At 40.1% G+C, this 23342-nt stretch carries 27 protein-coding genes; 4 read left to right on the forward strand and 23 right to left on the reverse strand.

The window, feature by feature from the left end:
* Nucleotides 1–319: 319 nt before the first annotated feature.
* From MSBR3_RS20605 to MSBR3_RS04870, 4 genes are all read right to left on the reverse strand, one after another.
* Nucleotides 320–475, reverse strand: a complete 156-nt coding sequence (locus MSBR3_RS20605; RefSeq protein WP_170943365.1) for a hypothetical protein — start codon at nucleotides 473–475, stop codon at nucleotides 320–322.
* Between the two features lie 206 nt (nucleotides 476–681).
* On the reverse strand, nucleotides 682–1413 hold the full coding sequence (locus tag MSBR3_RS18800; protein ID WP_329956833.1) for a PKD domain-containing protein: 732 nt from the start codon (nucleotides 1411–1413) through the stop codon (nucleotides 682–684).
* A complete protein-coding gene (locus MSBR3_RS18805; RefSeq protein WP_196297012.1) occupies nucleotides 1374–2051 on the reverse strand; it encodes a TolB family protein in 678 nt (225 codons plus the stop codon). The genes MSBR3_RS18800 and MSBR3_RS18805 overlap by 40 nt, the downstream gene beginning before the upstream one ends.
* Nucleotides 2052–2415: 364 nt before the next feature.
* Entirely contained in the window at nucleotides 2416–3837 is a 1422-nt protein-coding gene (locus MSBR3_RS04870) for an NAD(P)-dependent malic enzyme (protein ID WP_080942201.1), read from the reverse strand.
* A gap of 403 nt (nucleotides 3838–4240) precedes the next feature.
* On the opposite strand from MSBR3_RS04870, the gene MSBR3_RS04875 reads away from it, so the two are divergent.
* Nucleotides 4241–4636: a Mov34/MPN/PAD-1 family protein gene (locus MSBR3_RS04875; RefSeq protein ID WP_048106814.1), complete on the forward strand. Its 396-nt coding sequence runs from the start codon at nucleotides 4241–4243 to the stop codon at nucleotides 4634–4636.
* A gap of 453 nt (nucleotides 4637–5089) precedes the next feature.
* Nucleotides 5090–5263, forward strand: a complete 174-nt coding sequence (locus MSBR3_RS20610; RefSeq protein WP_170943367.1) for a hypothetical protein — start codon at nucleotides 5090–5092, stop codon at nucleotides 5261–5263.
* Nucleotides 5264–5862: 599 nt separating this feature from the next.
* Here the strand turns inward: MSBR3_RS20610 and MSBR3_RS04880 are convergent.
* The 3 genes from MSBR3_RS04880 to MSBR3_RS04890 all read right to left on the reverse strand — a co-directional run bounded on the left by MSBR3_RS04880 (nucleotide 5863) and on the right by MSBR3_RS04890 (nucleotide 7709).
* Nucleotides 5863–6114: a KEOPS complex subunit Pcc1 gene (locus tag MSBR3_RS04880; protein ID WP_048106815.1), complete on the reverse strand. Its 252-nt coding sequence runs from the start codon at nucleotides 6112–6114 to the stop codon at nucleotides 5863–5865.
* A 193-nt stretch (nucleotides 6115–6307) separates the two neighbouring features.
* Complete coding sequence (locus tag MSBR3_RS04885; RefSeq protein ID WP_048106816.1) at nucleotides 6308–6781, reverse strand: rRNA maturation protein; 474 nt, start codon at nucleotides 6779–6781, stop codon at nucleotides 6308–6310.
* Between the two features lie 76 nt (nucleotides 6782–6857).
* The gene (locus MSBR3_RS04890) at nucleotides 6858–7709 is read right to left on the reverse strand and encodes a winged helix-turn-helix domain-containing protein (RefSeq protein ID WP_048106817.1); all 852 of its coding nucleotides are present in this window, start codon (nucleotides 7707–7709) and stop codon (nucleotides 6858–6860) included.
* A 191-nt stretch (nucleotides 7710–7900) separates the two neighbouring features.
* Between MSBR3_RS04890 and MSBR3_RS21360 the strand changes: the two genes are divergently transcribed.
* Nucleotides 7901–8035 carry a hypothetical protein gene (locus MSBR3_RS21360; RefSeq protein WP_268989117.1) on the forward strand — a complete coding sequence of 45 codons (135 nt, stop codon included), beginning with the start codon at nucleotides 7901–7903 and terminating at the stop codon, nucleotides 8033–8035.
* A gap of 226 nt (nucleotides 8036–8261) precedes the next feature.
* On the forward strand, nucleotides 8262–8915 hold the full coding sequence (locus tag MSBR3_RS04895; RefSeq protein WP_048106818.1) for a DUF2284 domain-containing protein: 654 nt from the start codon (nucleotides 8262–8264) through the stop codon (nucleotides 8913–8915).
* A gap of 355 nt (nucleotides 8916–9270) precedes the next feature.
* On the opposite strand, the gene MSBR3_RS04900 is transcribed toward MSBR3_RS04895, so the two are convergent.
* From MSBR3_RS04900 to MSBR3_RS04970, 16 genes are all read right to left on the reverse strand, one after another.
* On the reverse strand, nucleotides 9271–10014 hold the full coding sequence (locus MSBR3_RS04900; protein ID WP_048106820.1) for an epoxyqueuosine reductase: 744 nt from the start codon (nucleotides 10012–10014) through the stop codon (nucleotides 9271–9273).
* A 241-nt stretch (nucleotides 10015–10255) separates the two neighbouring features.
* Nucleotides 10256–11347 (reverse strand): epoxyqueuosine reductase, encoded by a 1092-nt coding sequence (locus MSBR3_RS04905; protein ID WP_048106822.1) that lies wholly within the window; start codon nucleotides 11345–11347, stop codon nucleotides 10256–10258.
* Nucleotides 11348–12174: 827 nt separating this feature from the next.
* The gene (locus MSBR3_RS19315; RefSeq protein ID WP_011021777.1) at nucleotides 12175–12312 is read right to left on the reverse strand and encodes a DNA-directed RNA polymerase subunit P; all 138 of its coding nucleotides are present in this window, start codon (nucleotides 12310–12312) and stop codon (nucleotides 12175–12177) included.
* Between the two features lie 20 nt (nucleotides 12313–12332).
* On the reverse strand, nucleotides 12333–12617 hold the full coding sequence (locus MSBR3_RS04910; protein WP_011307466.1) for a 50S ribosomal protein L37ae: 285 nt from the start codon (nucleotides 12615–12617) through the stop codon (nucleotides 12333–12335).
* 169 nt (nucleotides 12618–12786) lie between these two features.
* Complete coding sequence (gene rrp42, locus MSBR3_RS04915; protein ID WP_048106823.1) at nucleotides 12787–13587, reverse strand: exosome complex protein Rrp42; 801 nt, start codon at nucleotides 13585–13587, stop codon at nucleotides 12787–12789.
* Nucleotides 13571–15097, reverse strand: a complete 1527-nt coding sequence (rrp41, locus tag MSBR3_RS04920) for an exosome complex exonuclease Rrp41 (RefSeq protein ID WP_048106827.1) — start codon at nucleotides 15095–15097, stop codon at nucleotides 13571–13573. Before rrp41 ends, rrp42 begins: the two co-directional genes overlap by 17 nt.
* A 69-nt stretch (nucleotides 15098–15166) precedes the next feature.
* The gene (gene rrp4, locus MSBR3_RS04925; protein WP_048106829.1) at nucleotides 15167–15949 is read right to left on the reverse strand and encodes an exosome complex RNA-binding protein Rrp4; all 783 of its coding nucleotides are present in this window, start codon (nucleotides 15947–15949) and stop codon (nucleotides 15167–15169) included.
* A gap of 11 nt (nucleotides 15950–15960) precedes the next feature.
* Entirely contained in the window at nucleotides 15961–16653 is a 693-nt protein-coding gene (locus MSBR3_RS04930; RefSeq protein WP_048106830.1) for a ribosome assembly factor SBDS, read from the reverse strand.
* Nucleotides 16654–16732: 79 nt separating this feature from the next.
* Nucleotides 16733–17482: an archaeal proteasome endopeptidase complex subunit alpha gene (psmA, locus tag MSBR3_RS04935; protein WP_048106832.1), complete on the reverse strand. Its 750-nt coding sequence runs from the start codon at nucleotides 17480–17482 to the stop codon at nucleotides 16733–16735.
* Between the two features lie 957 nt (nucleotides 17483–18439).
* Nucleotides 18440–18826, reverse strand: coding sequence for an Rpp14/Pop5 family protein (locus MSBR3_RS04940; protein WP_048106833.1), 387 nt, complete (start codon nucleotides 18824–18826; stop codon nucleotides 18440–18442).
* On the reverse strand, nucleotides 18823–19542 hold the full coding sequence (gene rnp3 / locus MSBR3_RS04945) for a ribonuclease P protein component 3 (protein ID WP_048106834.1): 720 nt from the start codon (nucleotides 19540–19542) through the stop codon (nucleotides 18823–18825). The genes MSBR3_RS04940 and rnp3 overlap by 4 nt, the downstream gene beginning before the upstream one ends.
* Complete coding sequence (locus MSBR3_RS04950; RefSeq protein WP_080942202.1) at nucleotides 19535–19978, reverse strand: RNA-binding protein; 444 nt, start codon at nucleotides 19976–19978, stop codon at nucleotides 19535–19537. Before MSBR3_RS04950 ends, rnp3 begins: the two co-directional genes overlap by 8 nt.
* Nucleotides 19975–20565, reverse strand: coding sequence for a 50S ribosomal protein L15e (locus tag MSBR3_RS04955; RefSeq protein ID WP_196297013.1), 591 nt, complete (start codon nucleotides 20563–20565; stop codon nucleotides 19975–19977). Before MSBR3_RS04955 ends, MSBR3_RS04950 begins: the two co-directional genes overlap by 4 nt.
* Before the next feature lie 576 nt (nucleotides 20566–21141).
* Nucleotides 21142–21633 (reverse strand): NADH-quinone oxidoreductase subunit B family protein, encoded by a 492-nt coding sequence (locus MSBR3_RS04960; RefSeq protein WP_048106836.1) that lies wholly within the window; start codon nucleotides 21631–21633, stop codon nucleotides 21142–21144.
* 833 nt (nucleotides 21634–22466) lie between these two features.
* The gene (locus tag MSBR3_RS04965; protein ID WP_048106837.1) at nucleotides 22467–22814 is read right to left on the reverse strand and encodes a carboxymuconolactone decarboxylase family protein; all 348 of its coding nucleotides are present in this window, start codon (nucleotides 22812–22814) and stop codon (nucleotides 22467–22469) included.
* Between the two features lie 295 nt (nucleotides 22815–23109).
* Nucleotides 23110–23331, reverse strand: a complete 222-nt coding sequence (locus tag MSBR3_RS04970; protein ID WP_048106839.1) for a DUF2180 family protein — start codon at nucleotides 23329–23331, stop codon at nucleotides 23110–23112.
* Nucleotides 23332–23342: the final 11 nt, after the last annotated feature.

The raw sequence follows: 23342 nt of genomic DNA on the forward strand, positions 1-23342 counted from the left end.
AAATTTCAAAAGTAACGGATAATATAAAGAAAGTAATAATCAGATAGAAAAAATAATCGGATGAAAACTATTAAGAAAAGATCCTAAATTAAAGCGTCAATATAGCCTTTTAAATTTGTTCCTTATTACAAATCCTGGCAGTTTATCTGTTTGTTTTTACTCTTCACTTTAAATCCTTTACTTACTCTTACTTTAATCCTTTACTTACTCTTACTTTAATCCTTTACTTACTCTTACTTTAATCCTTTACTTACTCTTACTTTAATCCTTTACTTACTCTTACTTTAATCCTTTACTTACTCTTACTTTAATCCTTTACTTACTCTTTAAGTTTCATCGGCTCTCCACAACAGTCAATATCACCCACACAACCTATGGCGCATTTGTCGTCTTTACACTCGCTTATCACTTTAAGTTCAAGTCCGCATCTTTCGCAAACAAGAGTTTGGCCAGCCTTCAGTTCATTGCAGTTCATTTCAGATCACCTCATTAGATATGACAGAAAAATTATGTTATTTAAGTTCAAATTATTTGTGAAATAATGGTTCTGAAGATTGGTATGCGAACTTAAAACTGAGAAAAAAATCAAAATAGAGGGATTCATGAACTGGATTTTTGGATTTTTATCGAAAGAGAGGATTTTTACAGTATTGTAAAGCATCTATTTAGTTTATTACAGCTTCATGTTGACTTTCTAAACAAGTATAATGCAATTATTCCAAGAATCAAAAGATTAAATCCACAAGGTGTCTCTCGAGGAGTAGTTTGCACCTTTATTTCACTTGTCTTTATATCCGTTCCATTTTCGTTGTTGTTTACTGCTAGCCTTACTGTATATTTTCCAGCTACAGAGTATGTATGAACTGGATTTCGCTTAGTTGAATTATTTCCATCTCCAAAATTCCAGTTCCATGCAGTTGCATTTTCTGATAGGTCCGTAAACTTTACAGAAAGGGGAGCATGACCCTCGGTGACATTGCTGCTGAAATTGGCTACAGGTGTTTTGATTTCAGGCTCATCTCCTGAGATATTACACATATAGATATTGGAGCTTCCATTGAAAGAATCCTCCCATACTATCTTGTTCTCATAAATCGCAGGAAATTCCTTAGACGATTCACTGTTCGTAATCTGAATTTCCTTGTGAGTGGAGAGATCGTACACATAAATGTCCGAGTTTCCATCACGCCCGTCCACCCAGACTATTCTATCACCGTAGATAGCAGGATCCTGTGCTGATCCGTTTGTGGTAACTCGAGTTTCTGTGGAAGTAGAGATATTATACATGTAGATATCACAGCTTCCGTTACGCCAATCATAATACACTATCCTATCCTCATAAATAGCAGGGTGTGCTGCTGATCCATCGGTAGTTATCTGAGTTTTCTTGTGAGTGGACAGATCATAAAACAGATGTCACGGGTTGGATTCTTTTTATGGATGGAAAAATCAGATGTATTGCTACCAACCTGGGCATTTTCTTCTCTAAAAACTATAAAGTCTTCCCATGCTATAATATTACCATAAATAGCGGGACTAAATATCATTGATTCACTGCTAGCTATCTGACTTTCCTGGTGAGTGGAAAGATTGTACACTTGAACACTATTACTATAGTTCGTCCACACTATCCTATCCTTATAGATTGCAGGAGAAGTAGAGTACGAACCATTAGTGGTAACTCGTGTTTCTTTGTGAATAGAGAGATCGTACACGTAGATATCGGGTTTCTCAAGGCTAAAGTTTCCATTACGCCCATCCATCCAAACTATCTTATCATTATAGATAACAGGTGCTTCCGCTGATCTACTGTTGGTTATCTGAACTTCTTTGGAAGCGGAAAGGTTGTACATATAGATATCAGTACTTATCCCGGTTCCATTGTCGTTGCGGTAATCCTGCCATATTATTTTATCACTGAAGATAGCAGGCCTCTCTGCTGACCTACTGGTTGTAATCTGAGTTTTAGTAATTGTGGTTGGAGTATCTTGTATAGTAGCTGCAAGTACCACAGGTGAAAAGAGGACTAAAAACATAGTCAATATAACCAAAACTACTGATGCTAAAATAACTAGATGAAAATTTTTAGTATACCCCATCTGTTCCATTCCTTAATACTTAACAAAAATAGACTATTTACACTTACAAATAGTTTTACAACTATATTTCACTTTCTAATATTTTGATAATTTCCCTTTAGACCCGAATTCTGTAAAATAATTAATTTCAATAGTGTTTTAGTTACTTAGTAGGAGAGAAATAAACAGAGTCAGAAGTAAATAGAGTTAGAAATAAACAGAGTCAGAAACCAATGACTTACTGTAAAAATTAAAAATATATTTTAAGAGTTTTAAAAGAAGTCAACAGTTAGAAAAATCCATCCACAAACGTGGTTTTCCAGTAAATCTATGTTTTTTAGAGCTGGTCTTCATGGCTTTTCCTTGCAACACAACTTTCAAGTGATGCACCTGCAACAGCTTTCGAAACCGCAGGCACTACACGCCTGTCAAGAGGGTCAGGAATTATATAATCTTCAGAAAGTTCGCTTAGTGTTACGACCCCAGCAAGTGCATGAGCCGCAGCCATTTCCATCTCAGGTGTTATTTTTCTCGCACAGGTGCTGAGAGCTCCTTTGAAAACTCCAGGGAAGCTAAGGCAGTTATTAAGCTGGTTTGGAAAATCTGACCTACCTGTAGCAATAATCCTTGCTCCTGCCCGCTTTGCGGCATCAGGCATAATCTCAGGCACAGGATTTGCCATAGCCATTACAATTGCATCTTTTGCCATGGACCGAACCATTTCCTCACTGACTACGCCTCCAACAGAGACACCGATAAAAAGGTCAGCGCCCGGTAAGGCATTTTCAAGCCCTCCTTTCATCTTTTCAGAGTTTGTGAGCCTGGCAATTTCCTCTTTTACTGGGTTCATGCCATTTTTTCGGCCTTTATATACGAGTCCTTTACTATCGCAGGCAAGAATTCTTGCCGGATCTGCTCCTGCCCTAGTAAGGAACCGAAAAATTGCTACTCCTGCAGCTCCCATACCTGAAATTACTATATGGAGTTCATTTAACTTCTTATCCACAATTTTAAGGGCATTGAGAAGTCCGGCAAAAACTACAATGGCTGTCCCATGCTGGTCATCGTGCATAACTGGCAGATCGAGTTCTTCACGCAGTCTGCTCTCGATTTCAAAGCAACGAGGCGCGCTGATATCTTCAAGGTTAATGCCACCAAATACAGGAGCCAGTTGCTTTACTGCTTTTATCACTTCTTCGGTTTCCTGTGTATCCAGACAAATTGGAAAGGCATTAATACCTGCGAATTCCTTGAAAATTATCGCCTTTCCTTCCATAACAGGCAGTGCAGCATAAGGTCCTATATTCCCAAGCCCCAGCACTGCCGATCCGTCAGTGACAACGGCAATAGTATTTTTCTTCAGGGTATAGAGGTAGGCAAGTTCAGGATCCTTGATTATCTTCCTGCACGGCTCGGCAACTCCTGGTGTATAGGCGACGCTAAGATCGTGTATTGTTTCAAGGCTAACTTTACTGGCAACCTCCAGTACACCCCCAAGCCGTCGGTGCACGGCAAGTGATTCCTGATACAAGGATATGTGTGGATCATCGTCCTTTTCCTGGTGTTTTTCCAGACTCTTTCCCGAATCCTTTTCAAAATCCTTTTCTGAGTCCTTTCCAAGACTCTTTCCCGAATCCTTTTCAAGATCCTTTTCTGAGTCCTTTCCAAGACTCTTTCCCGAATCCTTTTCTGAGTCCTTTTCCAGGTCTTTTACGGAATTATTTTTCGGATAAGTTTTCAGCTCTGAGGCTGAGTGCATATTTTTGATCTCAGTACCCCCTTACATACTTAATATTGCAGCAAATTCTTAATGCGATTAAGTTCTAAGACCCAAACCTTTCTGAGAATTTTATTGTTGTGAACAAAGCTTTAGTCTATTACTTAGTTTATTACTTTAGTCCTATTAGCTTTAAGAAACAGAACGTCCTGTGTGAATAGTCTGCGCAAGCTGTAGATAAACCCACTGGCTAGAATTATTAAACTGACTGAAATAACTGACGTAAACCAAACTGGACCAGCTGCCTTAACTCGGTGTTTATTGACAGTGTTTTCAATTCCAAGAACTCCTGATAGATTAATTACAGAAAAACTCGGCGACAGAGTAATGCATTCTGCACTAGTTACCGCAGAAAAGATATACCTTTTCAGAAGAATAGTCTTTTATGCAAATTAAAGGAATAGCCCGTGATACCCTTAACTTTATCCTTGAAGCAAGTAAATCAATGGCTCCTCAGGAATTTGCCGGACTTTTGCAGGAAAAAGACGGCATCATCACTGAAGTTCTTATATTACCTGGCACGGAATCCAGCGATTCAAATGCCGTTTTAAGGCTTTATATGATGCCGAACATTAAAGCCGCAGGCTCGGTCCACAGTCATCCAGGCCCGAACCGCAGTCCTTCACAGGCTGACCTGCATCTCTTTTCTAAAACAGGTAACTACCATATTATAGTTGGCCGCCCCTATAATAGTCAAAGCTGGACATGCTATAATAGGGGAGGAGAAATAATCGAGCTTCCCGTACTTGATGTTGAATTTGATGACTATGAAGAGATTTGACTCAAGAACCTTCTCGGAAAAATAACTTTACCCAGAAAGAATTCATCGTTGCTGGGAAACGTCCTCAGTCGAATACACTTTTCTATAAACACGACCATTAACAAAAAAAGTGTAAAGTACCCCAAAGCTGGCAAGCTGTATCAAATAACCGACAGATAGCTAGCAAATAATCGGCAAGCAAATCATAAATAACGGTAAAAGCTTTTCGGGCATCAATTTAAATAATTTTGTATAGTTATTGCAATTTTCCGACTGTGGACTGAGTCCCAATCCCTACCTTCATTCTGATAGTCTACCAAAAATGTTTTATTTACAGATACATATTATTTAGAGGATACATCCGTACTTAAGGTATCTGAAAATAAATGATTTCTTGCTTTAGAGGTTGTATCCGGGCAAACACTCTGGGACTAAGACCAGGTGGCCTTCATGTAACTGGAGGTAGTAATCCGAATGCCTACATGCCAAGATTGTAGATATTATACGGCTATTGATGAACTAAAAGGCGAATGTTTCAGCCTGGGTTTTGAAGTGCACGGGAAAACCGATTCCAAGAAGTGCCCGGAACGGGCTTTCAGGCCAAACAAAGGCCCTAAATCCAAAAAGTCTGGAGCGCATAACTACTAAAAACGTGAAAATAAAAGGCAAAAAAGGCTCAGAAGAAAGAGCTTAAAAGAGGTTTAAAATGTTAAAATGAATTGAACCGAACCTCCAGCCCTTGCATAAATTCCGGTGTACCTTAAAAACTTATTTTTACTTGCCGGGATCAAATGAACTAAACGAAATCTCATTAAATTTTTTATTTTGTATCTACTTTTATTCTCATTTTCCACCCTATCATTTATAGAGATCCGTTTACTTAATATAATTTTATTGTCTGTTATGTTTATCCTATAACCTGACAAACATGGGAAAATTTACTTAATAGTTTATAACACAACTGTAGGGGAAAGAAAACATCTGTACCGTATTTATATCAGCCCTTTTGAGAACAAGTGCTAGTCCATAACTGTTGGGCCGAAACCGTTGCGCCGGTTTATCACGCCTATAGGGTTAGGGGATAAGATTTCCAAATCCAAACGCAACCGCTGAGTCAGTTGATCACGCTGTTATGACTGTTTAGATTTAGCAGCTGTTTTCGCTCAAGCCTTTTTTGAAAAGGCTTGCGGTCAAGCAGTTTTTTGAAAAGGCTTGCGGTCAAGCAGTTTTTAAAAAGGCTTGTGGGATTAAGAACTGACTTCATGCGTGGTTTCAAGAACTTCCTGAGCAATCTGAATGAGCCTGAACCAGGCATTCAGTGCTGAACGCAGGGATACTGCATCTTCAGCTTTTACGCTGAGTACAAGTTTATTTTTATCTTCAAGGGACAGGTCTATTGCAGACCTTTGTGAAAACCTGTCATCGAGTTCGGGCAGGAGAGCCATGTAGATCGTTTCTGCAGTTTCAGTTTCAAAAGTAAATTCTGCGAAAAGTTTCAAGGAATTCCCCCTGGTAAATTTTTTGAATGTTTTTGAAGTGAGTAAGGGAAAATCTGTTTTTAGTTATGAGAATTGTCTTAAGATTTTTATCATAAGAATTTTTATCATAAGAATTTTTATCATAAAAATTATATCATAATAGAATTATTATAAAAGTGTTTATAAAATTCTGCTCTGTATAAAGATTTTGAGGTCAATACTTTTTAAAACCTCGGAGATTAAATTTAAAAAGGGACTTTCCATCGCCTATAAAATCAATATCTTTTTCTCCAATCAATATTAAGGTGGAACCTGGAGGAAGTTGATCAATTTTATCGTTCTCAATCTTTAGAAAATTGAAAAAAGATTTAAAGGCGTCAGCAATTTCTCCCTGACCTGTAAGCCTTGGCTCAGTATCGGAAAACCAGTAGGAATCAAGTTCCTTGGAGTACCAGTCCGTAAACCTGAGTGAAAAAAGGAGCTTTCCGGCTTCTGCATAAAAGCTGAGTTCCCCGGGGTTTCCGTGGTATTCTCCTACGACTATGAGAGGTCCTCCTTCCGCAAACTCCAGAAGTTCCTGCATTCCCATTTTTCCGCGCGTTATACATCTGCCAGCTATAAACCGCGAAAGCAACTTGCAAAGCGTTCTGGTTCTTGCAGAAGGTTTTCGAGAAGAGGTAACCAGCATACTTCCCTTGACAAGTTAGAAGTATATATTACTTTCTCTCCATGGTTCTGAAAGCAGGAAGGCCGGAATTGAGGAGTTAAGTCCTGATTTTTTTCTCTTCCTGAAGAATGTTTTCTGTGTGATTCTGCATCTGCGAGTTTTGGAGAGAAGAATAGATTTCTTGTAAACCTTGTAGAATTTTTAATCCTTTATCAGTAATCATATAGTCACCTCTCTCATGCATCTGCAAAATCAAACCATTGTCTAAAAGTTTCTGCAGGTGAAAAAGCAAGTTTCCTCCTCTAAGGTTTGTCAGTTCAGAGAAAGCAGAGAAACTTTTCATTTCGTATGCAACCGCCTTAAGAATTTCAAGACGGTGGTTATTTGAAACAGGTTCCAATATCTCACTCATAACAGCATCGGTTTTAATGGATGAAATACTGGATTTGTGCTCCTGGTTATCTGAGTAAACCCTCATAGAACGCATAAGATTGACCTGTTTGACAAAGAGGCTAGAAACTTCAGAAAAACACTGCTCGCATTTACTGAAAGGAGCTCCACATCTCAATTCATCTAGCCTTTTTCTATTGTTTGAAATTAGAGTGCCATCGATTTTGCCGTGTTTAATAAGTTCCGCATTCTGCTGCAGGAGAGATGTAAATACGGAAGTGCAATTTACTTTCTCAGGGCACTTTTTTACCATATTGCGCTCAAGCCCAATTTCTATGTCTTTGAAGAGATGATTAAGAAGAATATTCGAATACTCGTGTTTTGAGTTTTCAAGAGCAGCTTCGAAGTAAAGTTTGTTTGAACATTCAATTATTTTTTTAATATCATTATGTATCTCGGAAAGTTTCGCCCTAACAGCCTTCATTTCCTCTGTTTTCTGATCCTCTGATACTACCTGGCTCACAGGACATTTTTTTTCAATACTATTTTCTACTCCCATTCTTAAAACTCCATAATTTGTTTTTCTTTCATTTTTAAATCTTTAACTTTGTTTTTGTATTTTCTTTTAACTTTCAGAGTCATACTAACATACTTAATACATTTCAATGACGATTAAATATATAATTGTAACTGATCTATAACATTTAACATACAAAGGGCGCCCATGATTGAAAGAAAGGAGGTGACTTCATGGTAAAGTGTGGAATTTGTGGAGGAGATGCTCCAAGGCAACCAGGTATCACGGATGAAGGAACATGTGATCTTTGCGGTAGGAAAGTTATGCTTGCGGAAGAATGCTTGCAGAAGAAAGCAAAGAAAGAGTGAAACAAGTCCGGTAATTATATTATTTAAACAAAAACGTAATTTGTTTAAATAATAAAGTGAAGATGAAAATTCTGAAAATGAAAATATCTGAAATTTTCTTTACTTTGCGAAACAAAGTAAAGATTATTTTTCTTTTTTCTAGTAGAAACAAAAATCCGTTTTCTCATTACTTTGTAATCACATTATATTATAAAATTATCAGGTTTCCGAAACAAGGAGTAAAAGTATGATAAATGACGAAAACTACAGGAAACTGGAAGAAAAAGCAAAAGAACTGGGAGCAAGTAACGTAAGGCTCATTCCAGCAGCGGATATTGTGGTTGAAGACCGAACAGTTTTAAAGTGTATTTTCGGGTGCAACGGTTATGGAAGCCGGGTATGTCCTCCGTTCGTTCCTGCAGTAGACGAATTTAAAAAGATGCTTTCAGATTACGAATGGGCTCTTCTTGTCGAATGGAAATCGGATAATATTTTTTCCCGAGAAGTCAGTGAGAATTTCTCGAAATACTCCATTGAGCCTCCCAAAGATGAGATTGTAAAACAACAGTACCAGAATAACCTGAAAATAATAATGAAAGACCGTAAAGAAATAATTCAACCCGGAGTCCTGGAACTTGAAAAACTTGCCTGGACACTTGGCTATAACATAGCTCTTGCAACCTTTCCAGGAATGTGTACCTGGTGTGCCACAAGTGATTACTCAAGCGTAAAATGTGCCGGAGATAAAGGTCCCTGTCATCACCCTACTCTCCGCAGGCCATGTCTTATGGGGCTTGGTATCAGGATGGATAAAACACTTGATAAACTTAACACACCACTTCAGAAGTTTCCACTGGATGACACTGCACCTTTGCCCTATACCCTGATATTACTTGATTGATAGGAAAAAGCTTTTTAAGTGTTATTTTGCATGAGAGTGCACTAAAGACATAAGGTTAAATGTTATTTTGCATGAGAGTGCACTAAAGACATAAGGTTAAATGTTATTTTGCATGGGAGTGCACTAAAGACATAAGGTTAAATGTTATTTTGCATGAGAGTGCATGAAAGTACACGAGGATTTTTTCTTCAAGTACTCCCCTATTTTCCAAATTTAAGAGTACTTTTGTTGGGAAACCTAAATACATATTATTTACCCAAAAAAAGCATTTTTGTATTCTTATTTTAAGATTGATTTGGGAGGAAACTATAAAGATGGTGCAATCCTGAGAAAAATAAAAAGACTTTTCTCCGCTTTAGAAAGACCTGAGAGCACAGGGTCCGGTTGCACATTTTCCACAGGCAAACTGATTAAGTTCGGGAAAAGCACTGGCGTTTTCCTGAAGCTGCCTGTAACACTTTTCTTTATCAAATCCCCTTACACTGAGGGCTCCGGCCGGACACCTGTCCACACAAACAAGGCATTTTTCTCCTTTTTTATAACGGCAGAACTCTTCATTTGGGCGCATAGTGGGAGGAATTTCGGCAGAGATCAGCAGAGTTCCAAAACGGCCTGCACACCCTACTTTTGTAATCAGCATATGGTGGACTCCAAAAGTACCCAGTCCCGAAGCATAAGCAGCACTTTTGTGGGACCAGGCAACGTCGAAGCCTTTACTCTTATAATCAAAAGTAATTCCAGGCGCAACAGCCCGTATATCTTCTTCTGCCAGTTCAGCCTTTAGTTTTTCATTGATTTTACCTATAAGACAGTCGGTTTCACTTTTGGCCCGAATCCACTCACTTATAGGGCCAGGAGACTGCCAGTTCTGTTTCACAAGTTCTTTTTCAAACGGAAGGAAGAAAGAAACAACAGTTTTAGCTTCGGGAAAAATCTCTTTAGGGTGCAGATGATGAGGACCAATGATCTTTTTCATTTCATCAAAAATTGGGTCATTGGCTGAAGCATAGCCTATGAGAGGTTCACGATATCGAGTCTTAGTGCACGGACTTGCAACAGCTTCTTTGATAATACTTTCAATTTTGTTTTTAAGAGTCATATATCTTTCCTTTTGCCATTGTAAACGAAGTCTATTTTTTCAACTAGTAAATGAAGTATATTTTTCACTAGTAAATGAAGTATATTTTTCACTAGTAAATGAAGTATATTTTTCACTAGTAAATGAAGTATATTTTTCACTAGTAAATGAAGTATATTTTTTCCATAATTAAGTGAAGTCCGTTTTTTTCATTACTTTACGATGAAACTTTTCATTTTACTATAAAAAATAAAATTCTATTTTATACAGTTTGCTCTTCTGAAATCGATTCGTATTGTTTCCGCCTCTCTGGTGGCATGGACTCAACATACTTTTTTGCCTCCTCAGGAGACACTGCCTTAAGAGTTCCATCCGGTTCCTGTATGACCACTCCACTTTCGGTAAGCATTTTATAACGTGCTTTTCGTATTTCTTTGTCTGGGTGGCAGACAAAATGACAGCTGGAACAGGTATATTCCATTCTATTTCCTGGAATCAGGCATATGAAAAATCCGCCTTTAATTTTAGGTCTTTCCAGGTACGCTTCTATGGTTTTAGGCAGCGCAGCAATAAAATCCTCATCTTTTTTGGGGATTTCAAAGCGTGCAGGAGACCAGGTGGACCATTTTCCCGAGGAATTCAGACCCGTAAGCCCACCGCAGACAAGGAAGCAGCGACTGTTACTTCTCCTCTTCCCATAGCTAAACTCTTTTCCTCCAAGAGTTACAGTGACTTTCTCAAGTGGGTCCACATATCCGGACGAACAGACAGCAAGACAGATCTTGCATTCGTCGCAGTAATTTTCGTCTTCAGGCAGAGGTTCCGTTGGGATAAGCTCAGCATCCGTAACTACTGACGCCAGTACAATTGCTGACCCGTATTCACTGGTGATAATATTCCCTGAATACCCAAAATGCCCTATTCCGGAGCGGACAGCAAGATATCTGTGGGAAATAGGCGGATGCATGTCCAGCAGCCAGTTTTCCGAGTCCTGACGGTAAACAAAATTCGCAATCTGCGGAACAGCTTTATAACCATACTGCTGTAAGAATCCTGCCATTTCGAGGGCTACTCCGTTGGCAAGGGTAGTGGTCCGTACCTTGTTAGTGTCGAGAGCTTTATGTTCCTCTTTTCTAAAATAAGGTTCAATAAGGCTCTGGTCAAAAGCCAGGGCAAAAACAATTGCAGATTTTGCGTCTGGCAGAACGTATGTAAGATCGGCAGAAGGAGGGCCACCTGCAAGAGTTTCAGTAGTCGCAATGCCCACTTTAAAAGCTCCAAGGGTCAAAGCCATCTCTTTGAGTTCTTCAGTTAGTTTTTCAATCTTGGATTTGTCCTTAGTATGTTCTCCCATTTTCTATTCCTCAAGCAAACTCAATATTAACCGTAATCAAACTCAATATTAACCGTAATCAAATTCAATATTAACCGTAATCAAACTATTTTATAGGAGGTAATTCATATATATGTTATGTGCATTTAAATATACTAGTTAGCTAAAGTATACTTGAATGACCTTTTGTGTATTTTCGTTAGTTTCCGAAAGACAGAATGAAATAAAAGTTGAACTCTGCAAAAACCGTTCTTATTTTTTCATATTACTTTTGCATTTAAAACACATAGCTTTTTTCTGACAGATATCAAGAGACATTAAGAGAAAAGCTATGTGTTCCTTATACTTTCTATGTTTGATGTCAGGTAATTGGCAGAAAATATCATAATTCTATAGATTCTAGGAATTATAAAGTTCAAAAATAGAGTTCAAAAATAGAGTTCAAAAATAGAGTTCAAAAATAGAGTTCAAAAATAGAGTTCAAAAATAGAGTTCAAAAATAGAGTTCAAAAATAGAGTTCAAAAATAGAGTTCAAAAATAGAGTTCAAAAATAGAGTTCAAAAATAGAGTCCAAAATTCTGAGGAAATTGTAAAAAGGAATCAAAATCCGTGAGTTTTTCAGTTCCTAAAAAAGTACTGAGCATAGCAACTGCTTATTGCTATTACCTCGATATATAAAATCAAAGTAAAGTTTGGTATATATTTTGTCTGAATATAGAGCGCCTATTTTTTGTTTGCCCTACGCATCGAGTTTACGCATTGAATTATTAGATAGGGAGGGCTTACATTCACAGAAGCCCATTTTTATCTAATACTTTTATTTGTCAGCCAGGTTAAACCAGCATCCTTACTCGGCTTTAATGCGTTTAATGGTTGTAGGACGCTCTTTTACCAGGATTCTGTGTCCACAGTACGGACACCTTATACCTGTGTACTCGTAGTCGATTTCCACTTTCTGTTTACATCGAGTGCATTTATAACCCATACAACCACAACCTTAAGATATTACTTTGCCTCAGCAACATTCTTCATCGTACGCAGCAAAGTCTGACCAACACTGGTATAGGGAATATAAGTTCCGCCAGCGAAGGTGTGTCCGCATTTGCTGCATTTCCAGATCCCGGTCCCGATTCTTTTCACGGTAGGCCTGGCACATTTTGTACATACGTGCGGAGCCCGCATGCGTTCTTCCAGGTCTGCAACAAGCTTTCTGTCTTTTCTCCCGTATCTAGCACCGAATCTGCCTGCTGACCTGGAAATCCTTCCTTTCTTAGTAAACTTTTTTGCCATCGTTAAAACTCCTTAAAATGAAATATTTAATTCCAAGTGTTTGAATTTAAGAACCTGCTAGCTTGCGGATCGGGACCCTGATACCCAGACAGGTTCTATAATCACACTTGCACGTATACTTAGACCGTAATACTGCATTTAATATTTATACTTAATTAGTCCTGCTTTGTCATTCCTTCTTTACCAGTTCTTCCAGGTAAAGCTCCCTGAGTTCGGCTGCCTTTTCGCATGCCATATCTATTGCTTCCAGCACCTCAGCCTCAGTGAACGGAGCAGGACCCATTTTCTGCATGCCTGCGATAGATCCGTCAGAACTTGAGACCACAGTTAGTTTTGTCTCACAAACCGCTTCCTCATCCAGTGATGGATCCACCATCAGCTTTGAACCGATTTTGGCAAGAGTCACGCCCACAGGCATCTCTTTCATTGCAAGAGGTACGTCCGCACCGATTCCCTGCTGCTCATTCGGGACGACTGTAGTCATAAGAGCCGCAATAGCAGCGAGACAGGATGCATCAATGACATTTCCGTCATCATTGAGGACATGAACATCTATATAGACGATCCAGACGGATTCTCCAACGCTTATGCAAAGCTTCTTTATATCAATTGCGCCTGCTTCCCTGATTCCCCTGTCTACAACCCTTGCCATTTCGATTGCTTCTTCTCTGGGTGGACCTGGCTCAAACTCCGGGGAAGCAATAGGATTGAGTTCCAGATTAGTAATAATTACGCCTTCGTCCTGAGAATCCGGAAAAGGAGTTCCTGGCTGTAGCTTAACCCCCACAAGAACCTGAGTGTCTCCAAGGGTTACTTTTGCCGAGCCCTCGGCTTTTGAGATAACATTTGTTTCGAGCTTGATATCTCTGAAATCTTTAAATCCGCGTCCATCCTGGCGCTTTCCCTTAATCATAAGGTTGTAAATGTAATCCTTCTTAAGCGTAGCAATAACTTCACTCATCGTTTTCACCTCTGCTTCCGGATTCAGAGGGGTCTTTGACTACCTTCCAGGGCCCTTTGCACTCCTCTTCAGGCTCTTCTACTGTCTGTTCAAGAGCCTCTTTTCTCGATTCGGCTTCGGACTCTATCTCTGGCTCAGATTCAAAAGCTCCTTTTGAAACAACCTCTTCCGTCCCAGCTTTTTCTTCAGGCTGCAATTCTTCTTCAGGTTGTACTTCTTCTTCAGGCTGTACTTCCTCTTCAGGCTGCACTTCCTCTTCAGGCTGTACTTCCTCTTCAGGCTGTACTTCCTGCTCAAGCTGAGACTCTTCTTCAACCTCTGCCTTTTCTTCTTCAAGCTGAGCTTCCTCATCAGCAGATTCCTTTATCTCGGGCTCAACTTCTGCTTCGTCTTCAGAAACGGTTTCTTCAACCTCAGGCTCTTCAAGCTCCTCAGGTTCGGAAACTTCCTCAAAAGAAGCCTCAAAAGCAGATTCAAACTCAGCTTCGTCCTCAAATGCCTCTTCTTCAGCTTCCTCTTCTTTGATTTCGGCTTCAATAACTTCTTTTAAGGCTTCCCCTTCTACTACTTCAGCCTCAGCATCTTTAATTATCTCTTCAACCTTCTCGCATTCAGGAGCTTCTTCATTAACAGCACAGGCTTCAACGGTCTCTTCGGAGAGCTCTTCCTCAGGCTCCTTGGCTTCCTCAATAATTTCGTCTACAAGTGCTGCCTCGGGAGCATATTCAAGAGAAGGTTCCGTTTCTAAAGTTTCTAGTTCAGTCTCTTCAGCTTCTTCAGTGACTCCAGCTTCAGGCTCTTCAACAGGAGTCTCAAACTTCTTTCTCAGTACTGCCTGCTGAATTTCAAGAATTTCTTTGCAGCCTTTTTTAGCAAGCTCAAAACCTTTTCGAATTTCATCAGGAGTTAGGTTCCCGTCCATCTGAAGCAGGGTAATTTCTCCATCCTGTGTCATTGCAACAGGAAAATCAGCCTCACCATGATTATCCTCTTCTTTATTGAGGTCAAGCACAATCTGCCCGTCGACTTTTCCAAAAGCACATGAAGTAACCAGGCCTTTCATAGGAATGCCTGCATCTGCAAGCGCTATGCTTGAGGCATTAATTGCTGCTGTCCTTGTCCCTGCATCAGCCTGAAGTACTTCCACAAAAATATCGATTGCAGTTTTTGGGAAAAGCTCTGCCATAATAACTGGTTCAAAAGCTTCCCTGGAAACTTTTGAAATTTCAATGCTCCGCCTGCTGGGTCCGGGCCTGGCACGGTCTTCCACAGAAAAAGAAGCCATATTATATTTATAACGTATAACTGCAGTATCTGCGCGCTGTGAACGACGGGGGTGAGCTTCTCTCGGGCCAAATACACCTACGAGGACCTTATTCCTTCCCCATTCAAGATAACATGAACCATCGGCTCGCGAAAGAACGCCGATCTCGATTTTCATGGGCCTGATTTCATCCGCATGCCTCCCGTCAAGGCGCAGCCCATCGTCAGTGATTAATTTTTCAGGTTTATCACTCATACTTAAATCTCCAAAAAAACTCCTAACAACTACTTTACAGAAGCTTCCCTAAAATCGCCTATCCAGAACTCAGTTGTTCGGATCCAGCAGTACATCGATCTTCCTGTAAATCTCCTCGGAATGATCTTCTTTTGGTACTTTTACTTCTTTCTTACCACTTTTGAAAAACTTGGCGGGCTTTGCCTCTTTCTGCTTGCTTCGCTCATCTTTCAAAAAGTTATATATCCTGTCTGTCAGTCCTGAACGCTGGGCTTCAGCTTCAATCTTCCGGAGAGCTTTACTTAAAAGTTCCACATCGTCTTCCTTTCCATCGATCCATATTCTGCCGTTCTGGCCAACGAAAATGCTGCAGTTTGTTTCTTTCTTCAGCATTGAGATCATGGAACCACCGTGTCCTATTACACGTGGGACTTTAACAGGCTCAACTTCGACAATCTGACCTGTTTTCAGTTTATGGAAGCTCGAATCCCTGAGGGTAAGCTCGACTTTCATAGAATCGTCTACGTCTTTTACTCTAAGGATTATAGAGTCACCTACGTCCAGGACTTCATGCATCTCCCGGGACTCTATTCTTCTGGGATACTCGGACACATGGAATAAGCCGTCATAAGGAGAAGCAATATCCATTATCCAGTTGGATGGCGTAACCACAATAACGATCCCGATCACCACATCATTTGCGGAAGGGATATAAGCTCCCGCAAGAGGGATCACTCCAACTTTATCCTCTTTGAGATTTTCAATACCACAAAATAAAGAATAGATCTTGTCGTTCTTGACATAAGTCCCGTATCCGGCTTTTTTCGAATTCTCGGATAGCAGGTCACCAGGGATCACTATTTTTTTATCCATCCAACATCCTCTTATAAAAGTTTAGTTTGAGCCTCTCCCTTAGTAAGATGATTTATAAGAGCGTAAAAATCAGTCTGGACTCCTGCCGGAATTCTTACTACTGCAATCCAGGAGCCGTCACGCTGCCATTCTTCTTTCGTAATATTTCCTATCTTGGAAATATCTCCGTATGCTTTGGGAGCATATTCGGGAGGGATTTTCACAGCAATACTGATCTCTTCAAAGCGTATAGGTATAAGCGGACGAATGGCTTTCATTGTAATATTGACCAGCTGATCTACGCTTTTTAAGGGGTCTATGTGCACCTTTGCCTCTTCCATTGCCTTTTCGATCCGTGCGGGAGGATGAGGTGCTTTTGTTTGGGGGTTTATTGCATTCCTGGAAATGGTATAGATAACTTTCTTCTTTTTTTCCTCAAGCATGCGTTTTCTCTGTTCAGCAGTGAGCTGAAGCTCCCCGCTTTTCAGGATCACGGCAGCAATCTTGAAGGGGTCCGTTGTCTCAAAGGCATTGAGAATATCAGACTCTGCTGCTCGGTCCCCTCGGTTTGCGTCTTCGAAGATAGTTTCAACTGCCAGAATGTCTTCAAGGCTTACTTCTTCTCCTCGCTTGTAGGCCAGAGCTCCTTCGGGCTCGACCAGAACTTCGAAGTGTTTACTGCCTCTCTTAAGCCGTGCAGTCACTGCCTCGTCCAGGGACACCATTTTCAAATACCTTCTCCAAAATATAATTTTGAGAATCCGAAGATTCTCTGAGTACTCAATCTCAAATGTTATATAGATTTTATTCTTTGTGTTCAGTTTCCTTGTGTTTTGCAAGGATCTGCTGGACGTAATTCTCAACTTCTTCAGGAACTAGTTTTCTGAATTTCTTATCCTGAAGCGACACAACACCTACCTCAAGGGTAGACGCATCAAATTTGCCTTCGGCAGCTCTATAGAGTGCATCCATACCTAGAAGGATAGCCGCATCTATATTCATATCTTGCTTGTACTCTGCTTCAAAGACCTCAACCACTGCGTTTCTGCCTGCACCTATAGCTGTTGCCTTGTATTCCAGAAGAGCACCGCTTGGATCAGTCTCAAAAAGTCTTGGCAAATTGTCGTCCACGCCTGCAATAAGAAGTGCAGTCCCATATGGGCGAACTCCACCATACTGAGTGTAAGTTTGCTTGTGGTCACAGATTTTCTTGGAGATAACCTCCACACCTATGGGTTCATCATAAGAAACCCTGTTAACCTGCGCTTCTACACGAGCTCTGTCAACAAGGGAGCGGGCATCTGCCACAAGCCCTGAGGTCGCAGCTCCTATGTGGTCGTCAATCTGAAAAATCTTTTCGATTGACTCGGCTTCTACAAGCCTGCTAGTTATTCGCTTGTCAACGAGCAGCACTACCCCATCCGCTGCCTTGATTCCCACGGCTGTTGTTCCCCTCTTGACCGCTTCGCGGGCATATTCTACTTGAAAAAGTCTTCCATCAGGGCTGAAAACCGTAATTGCCCTGTCATAGCCCATCTGTGGTGCCATCTGCATATTCCGTATCTCCCTTAGTTTTTATTTTATATTGTTGTCATCTTCCCGGCAAGAAACCGGTCTTTTTTCCTTAAAGGATCTCTATCCGCAGGCTCGTAGCTAAATCACTGCCCTCCCCAAAAAGGCTTTGGTCAGTGATAAACTGCTGCGAGGATGTCCCGAAAATTCAGGAGCTTAAAGTCCCCGACCCAGCATTCAGGTAAGGAAACCGATTTTTGATTTCCTATAACGTGTTTCTTCCTTATTAGAGTTTTTTACCTTCTATTCGGAACTTCCAATCCTGAAATACTTTTTTTTGGACGAAACCTGCTGGAAATACTTCGGTTACAGGGAATTCAAAGGCATTTCTACCCTGCAAAACTTCTATCCTGCAAAACTTCTATCCTGCAAAGTACGTTTTCCATAATATAGGTTCGCGCACTTTAGGAGCCTTTTTAAAAGTTTTTAAGGTCCAGTTCCAAGGTTAACTAAGTCCGCTAATAAAGTGTATTTACTCAGTTATAATGCTTGTGAAACCTGAAATTTTCCGGTGCTTAAGCCGTATTCTAAGCCCTCCATAAAAGGGTTTTTGCTTCCACCGCTTTACTCTATCTAGGTTTCAATCCGCGTTTCGATCAGATCCGCAATCGTTTGAATTTTCTCCGGACCAGCTATTTTTCTGTCAATCAGCTTTGCCAATCAATGTTATACCTGTTACACTAATATACTCATTAATATACTAATTCATCATAGTATATATCAGACAGCGTCCTGACAGTTTTTTATAATAGTTTTCTGAAAGCCTCAAATCCGAGGATTCTCAACAATGGAATAAAGCCACTAACCGGAAAAGCTGCTTAATTTACTTTCCCAGATCCTGAAAACTTGAGGTTTTTAAATACCCGGGCTTCAGCATTCGCGAATTATAAATTCATTTCTTTCTGAGACCACAGTTGAGCTTTTCTGAACCTGCCCAGCTTATAATTCTCCAGCCTTTTTGAAGTTAACCTTGAGTTCGGGCTCAAAGGTCGTATGATTCCGAAGAAATTTCTCGGTTGCCCTTTTAATCGTGCCTGAAGTTCCAAGTATATGTACAGTTGCCCTTTTTCCATTGATCCGTGTGAGCGTTGCCAGAGATGCTCTGGTTTCTTTCACTCTCGCATGTGAACACTGAGCAATACCTTTTGAGTCTTCAAACCCGAGCACCTTAATATCACACTCACTTGCAGTGACGTCTCCAATCAAGGAAGAAGCCGAAAACATAACCTCTTTGATTAAATCATTCCTGCTGACTGGTACCTCGGAAATCAGTTCAAAGGCCAGATAACGTTTTTTTGCACGAAGAGAAGGGAGCAGGCGTTTCAAAAGTAATCTCCCTCCTCAAGTACCTCAATACCTTCTCTAATATAGCCTGGACCAGGCCGATTCCTTGAGATTATTCTTTCAGGCACAATAGTAATGGCTTCAAGGGCCTCATCTTCTTCAAGCCCGCAGACTTCAGCCAGTGCAAGAATCTCCATAGGAGAACGAAGGTCAAAACATGACATTGCATCACTTGAGAGGACAAGAGGAACATCGTACTTTCTGGCAAGGTCAAGGTTTGCTCTCAGATCAGACAGCAGACGAACTCGCCTTGGTCCTCTTGAATGAAGAAGAGGCCTTATTGTCAGACCGATTGCAACATCGTTATCAGCTGCAGCCTTTGCAAGCACCTGGTTTAACCCACTGCTTTTAGCAAAAGCTGGGTGGTTCAGGATATCTACTCTCGGGTTTTCCAGAGCAGCCCTGTTGACAGTTTCCGAACCTCCATGCACTATCAGGACATCCACGGATTTCCTGAATTTTCCAATAAGTCCGTGAAGTTTTGAGGGGTTTTCTTCTGCAAGCTCGACTCCTCTAAAAATCTCAAATTCATTAGTAGAGGGTAATACAGGTTGTGATAGAGGAAGTTTATCCGAGTGGTTTGTAAGCGCAATCCCACTGTACCCCAAATATCGGGAAAGGGCAGCAAGTTGTTCAGCCACATTCTCCCCGTCAGGCACTGCGTGAATGCAAAGATCGTAGAATTTAGGTTTACCCAAACAACTCCTCCACGATAGCTCCGGCTTTTTCCCGATTTTTCGGATAAGTCTCGATCTTGACTTTTGCAGTGATCGCATCCGAGGAATCAGTTAGCTTCACTTTCTGCAGGTATGCAGCCTGCTTGTCAAAGCGAAGATGAAAGACCTGATCATCGTCCAGCCTCTCGGGCATTTCTTCCCTGAGCCTTGCTACATCTTCTTCGGAAAAGTTCTCCCGGACAAAATGGGCAAAACTCAGACAGTCTGCCTTTCTTTTAAGCTGTACGCTCAGAATAGTAATAGGATTTCCATGATGCCCTTCAGCCTGGAGCTCATCAATCAGTTTGCTCCCTTCCCGTACGCCGGCACCGGATAAAAAAAAGTCCAGAGCCATACGGACTCTGGATACGTCTTCGGTTGCGTGGGCGATCACACGCAGTATTATGTGATGAATCACTTGCCTCGACTCTTGTTTGCACGGATACTCGGTCTGGTCTTTTCAGTACCTTTTCCGCGTGTAGACATGCCTCTGCCCTTCCGGCCGGCACTGGTCTTACCCCTTGCAGCTCTGTCCCTGACGGACGGATCGCATACCCAGTTGAGGTTCTTATCGCTCTTTATTACAGGGTGGAAGGGGTCTACAAGAATGACTTCATACCACTTACTCTTTCCGTCCTCCCCTACCCAGTAGGAGTTCAGGACTTCAAGGTTCGGGTATTTGCGGTCTGCACGGGCTTCGGCAATCCTCTGAATGCTCATGCCACCTGTGATCTTGTTCACACCCATTCTCTGGGTCCTTCTTCCACGGTTGAACCTTGTTTTACCAAGTCCTCCGCGGCGTACTTTTACTCTGGCGACGACGATGCCCTGCTTGGCTTTATATCCGAGAGAGCGTGCTTTGTCGATTCTTGTGGGCCTTTCGATTCTGGTCACAGATCCCTGCTTTCTCCAGACCTGCATGCGCTCCCAGCGGAGCTCGTTCACGTAAGTCTCACCAGGGGTTTTCCATGCATCACGTACGTATGTGTAAAAAGATTTTACCAATTTAAACACCAAGTTTCACTTATGTTTCACGGTTCAGCCCTGCCTGCAGGACTACATTCCAACGGGACCTAATCCCGAAAATGAAACATGGGATAAACTGAACCATCTGATTTAAAGCTTTGCCCGTGAATGGGCCAATTAAAAGTGAAATACCTGGACAAAGGGAAAAGAGAGGAAAGTATATTGAAAAGAAGAAAACGAAGTAATGATAAATGTATGGAAAACATAAACGAGTTAGAAACAGCATCAAGAATGAATTAGAAACAGCATCAAGAATGAATTAGAAACAGTATCAAGAATGAATTAGAAACAGTATCAAGATTGTTGCTCAAACTTAAAAACAAACGTTATGAAAAGGACAAGAGAAATGGAAAAAAGATAAATCAGAAAAAACTAAAAATAATAAAGATGCGAAACAAAAAACAATACAGATGAAACAAATGTGAAACAAAAAAAAATACAGGTAAAGTAAAAAAGATGTAGAAAATTATAAAATAATACAGAACTGAATAAAAAGAAAAAACATGAATAGATGGTTCTTATATAATCAAGTTAAAAAGACTAAATACTTTTACTTCAACGTGGCGTGTCCAGGGAATCAGCAGATTCCGGCACTTCGTTTCCTTTGAGTTTTATCTCTTCTCCTTTGATATTCCTTTTCTTCTTATCTTCCAGGATCGGAAGAGCTTCAACTATTCCATCAAGTATGGCTTCGGGTCTTGGACAACAACCCGGAACATATACATCTACGGGTATGACCTGATCAACTCCGCCTATTACATTATAACAGCCGTGGAAAATTCCACCTGTGGATGCACACGCTCCGACTGCTATAACAACTTTTGGATCAGGAATCTGGTTATAGATATTTACAAGCACATTCACATTTTTGTAATTTACCGCACCCGTGACTATCATTATATCTGCTTGCTTGGGAGTACCAATGTTTAAAACACCGAATCTTTCAGCATCATATAGAGGAGTAAGACAAGCAATTACTTCAATATCACAGCCATTACAACTGTTGCAGTTCACGTGTATAACCCATGGAGATTTTGCTAACGCCATAAATATTTCTCTTTTGTGTTATTTTCATCGGAGCAAGGGATAAGGTTATTACAATCACCCTGCATTTCACAGTGTATTTCTCAATAGGAGTTTGAAACACACTCAAGTGACCTGAAATTTAGTGTAGCTCGATGAAAATTGAATACAATCAATAATTTATAGTGAATTGCTTTATATAAGGTTAATTATAAAAAAGAAAGTTTCAAACTACTTTTTATGGTTAAGAGAAAACTCTGAAAACTAAAAAGAAGCCTTCTCCAGTTTGAATGAGTAACATGATCTCTTTTTGCTTGAACGATAATAGTGAGACTAACAAGTTCCAGATTGAAGTTCTGACAATATCTAAAAAAATGACATCGTTCTAAAAAAGAAATGGTCCTGTCAAATCAGAAGTTGATACAAATTATAAGAGTTAAAATATAAATTATAAGAGTTAAAATTTTCATCGATAAAAATCTTTCTTAATAACATACACTATTGATTGCTTTACTTTAATTGTTACTCTTATTCTTTAATTGTTACTCTTATTCTTTAATTGTTACTCTTATTCTTTAATTGTTACTCTTATTCTTTAATTGTTACTCTTATTCTTTAATTGTTACTCTTATTCTTTAATTGTTACTCTTATTACTCCTGAAAAAGTATTTCAAGCTCTGACTTGACAGAACCATCATACAGAAGTACATACTAGTGCCGAGTCAACCGTAAAATGTCATATAAAAAAGATGGGAATTCTTCGGAATCGTTGAATTCTTGATGATTGACTCGGCACTAGAAGTACATACTGGAAGTATAATTTCGCAAAAAATACATTATCTAATGTATTAAATGTTTTATTTCAGTAATTTTAGGGCTTCTCGGCAAGCAGCAACAGCCGGAGCTCCTGAGGTGATAAAGATAACGTCCATAGCTTCCATGATTTCTGCCTTAGTGACTCCATGGTTAAGAGCGCTTTTCATCTGCGCCACCGTACAGGCCTCACACTGTTTAGATGCCACAACTGCAAGAGCCATAAGTATTTTTGTTTTTGCAGACAGAGCCCCATCAGATAATAGTTTTCCATCACAGCGTCTGTACTTTGAAAGGAACTCAGGGTCAAGTTCTTCAAGTGTTTCTAAGATGTGGGGCTTAAATCCCATTTTCTTTTCTATACTTTCTGTTACTGTTTTATGGTCTGCCAAATTATGCCACCTACCTATAAGCTAATATTAATTATTTATTATATTCAAAAGTAACTGTTAAATTAAGAGTAATATAAATTACGGGTTATTCAATGTATATTTGACTGATGCAAGTTATTCGATGAATGTTTGATTGACGCAGATTCTTCAAATGAACATTTAATTGAATTTGTTCCAAAACTATTTCCGGGTCTTCTAGACCAACATTTGAGTAGAGAGCTAATAAACAGCATTCAATGGGAATAAGCTGTTGGTATAAACACGAATAGTCGAGTTTGAAACTCAGTTTGTTGCTTTAGACGCAGCCCATGTCTCCAAAAGTGATGTCAATGCACTCACGACACATCATTCTAGGAAGATCTTTCTTTAACGTCAAGTGGGGAAGTGGATATCCTCCTTTCATTGGCAACTCTACTTGTTTGATATGGTCAATACAAAGTCCTTTTCCACAGACAATGCAAACACCTACTGCTTCATTTACTTTATTTTCTTCAGAGCAATCATAACATTTAAGCATTCGTGATCACC

This window comes from Methanosarcina barkeri 3 (genome assembly GCF_000970305.1).
Classification (GTDB): Archaea; Halobacteriota; Methanosarcinia; order Methanosarcinales; family Methanosarcinaceae; genus Methanosarcina; species Methanosarcina barkeri_A.